The following is a 2,872-nucleotide window of genomic DNA, read 5'->3' as shown; positions in this document are numbered from 1 at the left end:
CATCTTCGTTCAGGGTTTTGGCCGTAATCGCCGCGATTACCGGCGCATCGTTCACCGCATCAACGGTGACATTAAAACTGGTGCTGTCGCTCAGGACACCGTCGGATACCTGTACCGTAATGCTGCCGGCACCGTTGAAATTGGCCTGAGGAGCAATGGTTAAGGTGCTGCCGCTGATGCTGGCGCCAAGCTCTGTGGTTGCCGAGGTGATGCTGTACGTCAGGCTATCCCCATCAGCATCGGTCGCGCTCAGTGTTACATTCAGCGTGCTGTCTTCATTCAGGGTTTTCGCGGTAATCGTTCCCATCACCGGCGCGCTGTTGGCAGTTGCTGCCAGTGTCCAGCCGATGTCCGCCAGCAGATATTTGGCCAGGCCGGCGTTATCAAGAAACTCAGTGTACTGCGGTTCCATAATTTCATTGGGGGTGGCAGCAGTATCAAAATGGCTGACTGAGGACCCCGGGGTATAGCTTGTGGGGGCGTACATCTGCATGCGGCTATTGTTAACTCCAGCGCTGAAGCCGCCCAGCTGAGCATTGGTTTGGGCACCATCCCAGACCAGATTGCCATTATTAATGGTGGCAGCTGCCCGCTGTGATTGGTTCAGGGTTGTCACCCGGGCACTTTGCGTCGCATCGTAAAGCAGTTTGCTGTAAGGGTCATAAACGTAATTACCATTGACCGTCGCACCAGTGCTGCCGTCAGGGTTCAGCAACGACAGAAAGCCCATACCGTGCATGATTTCATGTAAAACGACCGACAGCAGTGAATTACCATTGCCGGCCGGATCATCAAATCCCAGATACCAACCTGAGCTTTGTAAGCAGCCGGGATTACCAATGCCGCTGTTGAACTGGGCGTTAATTTCGGTCGCTGCCGGGGTTACATCGCTGCCCTGCAGCTGGTTTGCCAGAGCATCGGCATACACCGTCCATTCACTGCCATCGTTAATAAACTCATAGTCGGCAGCACCGGCGCTGCCCAGTGTGGCGCTGTTGGTATCGCAGAAGAGTGGGTCAAAGGAGGAGTTGACGTTAACGGTGACAGCAATGTCGAAGGTTGCGTTAAGAATATCGGCAGCGCGGTTAAACACCGCCAGACGCTGCGCGCCTAAGGTGGTGGCTGTGTTACCGCCGATCGCGCTGACTGCAGTGGTATCGTTAAAGCCTTCGCCGGCACCATCGGCGTTAACAATCTGAATGCCGGCAGCATAGGACTGAGCCGCACCGAACAGTGTCAAAGCAAGAAAAGAGACTTTCAGACAATGCATAACAGACCTCATGGCTTAGCGGGTTCAGTCGTGGCGGGAGCCATCTGGGGTTGTGGGGGTTGCGGGGTCGAAGCTGGCTGATCTGCGATGGGATAAACGATGCGCTCTTCGGTGCGCAGCTGACCGTTCTCATCGATAAAAGCCACAATAACCGTGTGATACTGGCCTTTGGCATCCATGGAGTAGCCGCCAGAGCGATTGGGTGTCAGCAGTAGCTGGCTTTGCGGAATCCGGCGCTGTTCGATATCGGCGGCTAACGCCGGTGGCAGGGAATACTGTCCCTCATCCTGAGGATGGGTATGCAATGGCCCTTTGGCTGTCAGAGTCAGATCCGGCTGGCGGATTGGCAGCGGCGAGGCCGGAGTCGTGTTGTCGGACTGGTTAACATCCGGCGTGGTAATAACGGGCGTCTGAGCAGCTGCTGATTGTTCGGGTTGCCCGGTATGACTACCGGCGACTTCTACCAGAGACTGCCGGCTTATCTGGCTGCCAATAATGACAGCCAGTGTCAGTGCAGAAAACCCCAGCAGTACAGCTACTTTCTTAGCGGATATCGTGTGTTTAACGGACATAACCCAGCCTGAACATCGGTGTGTTTAAAAGGCTAGTGGGTTATGCACAAATAACCACTGCACCGGGTAATGATTAGTTACGCCGTGTACTGTTGATTTTTATATTATTTCTCGCTCAGAGAGTCTTCATGCGGTGCTTCTGTAATCCCTGTTATTGCCGTTTGCTCAGCGCGCGTTTGGTCAGGGCGGTGGCTTCGGCGCTGAGCGGGTCTTCCGGCCAGGGATGTTTCGGATAGCGGCCACGCATGTCTTTACGTACTTCAGCATAGGTGTTACGCCAGAAGTGTGGCAGGTCGCGGGTGACCTGCAGCGGCCGGCGCGCCGGCGACAGCAGGTGAATCAGCAAGGGCAGGCGGCCGTTAAGAACGGCGGGCTGGCCCTCGTAGCCAAACATTTCCTGCAGTTTTACGGCCAGTACCGGCGGTTGATCCTGGGTGTCCTGGCGGTTCGGATCGTTGCTGTACTGCAGTTCAATGCGCGAGCCACTGGCAACCTGCCAGTGCGTCGGCAAGAGCTGTGCGAGCTGTTGCTGCTGTTCCCAGCTGAGCAGACTGAGCAGGGCATCGGCCAGCGCGATTTTGTTAAGGTCACGCAGGTTTCGGGCGTTGTCACAGAACGGCAGCAACCAGTCATCCAGCCGTTGCAGCAGGCCTTGATCGCTGACATCCGGCCACTGATCAGTCTCAGCGCTGTTGTGATTCAGATACTGAGCCGCCAGTGCCATGCGGCTGCGTACGGTGTTGGCGTCATCCTGCCAGGGCAGATCGCTCAGTCCACGCTGCATAAAGTAATCACGCCAGGCCTGTTGCCAGTCGGCGGCAGACAGCGCCGGCAGCGGCTTGCTGTTCAGGATCAGCTGTCCCAGACACTGATGGCGCAGGGCTTTCAGCTGGCCGCTGTCGTTCCATCCAATCTCGGTGCGCTCACTGAACAGTTGTGGGGCGATTTCCTGTAAAGACGCCATGCTGTTGCTGTGCAGCGTTGCCGCCAGACGGATACGATCCGGCTGACCGCCGCTGATATCGGCAAT

The 2,872-nt window shown here is 56.4% G+C and carries 3 protein-coding genes; all 3 read right to left on the bottom strand.

Going from position 1 to position 2,872, the window contains the following annotated elements; translation table 11 throughout:
• A partial coding sequence (locus tag B3P58_RS04670; RefSeq protein ID WP_286716336.1) for an Ig-like domain-containing protein occupies positions 1-1,270 on the bottom strand: 1,270 nt, incomplete at its 3' end.
• 8 nt (positions 1,271-1,278) lie between these two features.
• Complete coding sequence (locus B3P58_RS04665) at positions 1,279-1,842, bottom strand: hypothetical protein (RefSeq protein ID WP_286716335.1); 564 nt, start codon at positions 1,840-1,842, stop codon at positions 1,279-1,281.
• Between the two features lie 151 nt (positions 1,843-1,993).
• On the bottom strand, positions 1,994-2,872 hold an 879-nt coding region (locus B3P58_RS04660; protein WP_286716333.1), incomplete at its 5' end, for an ATP-dependent helicase C-terminal domain-containing protein.

Source organism: Thalassolituus sp. UBA2009 (assembly GCF_002335285.1).
Classification (GTDB): Bacteria; Pseudomonadota; Gammaproteobacteria; order Pseudomonadales; family Oceanobacteraceae; genus Venatoribacter; species Venatoribacter alkanivorans.
The sequence above is the reverse complement of the archived record's forward strand: the minus strand, read 5'-3'. Positions and strand labels throughout refer to the sequence as shown.

Bases quoted from the DNA above. Each gene is read 5' to 3' on its own strand.
- B3P58_RS04665 (WP_286716335.1), bottom strand. From the start codon at position 1,842: ATGTCCGTTAAACACACGATATCCGCTAAGAAAGTAGCTGTACTGCTG.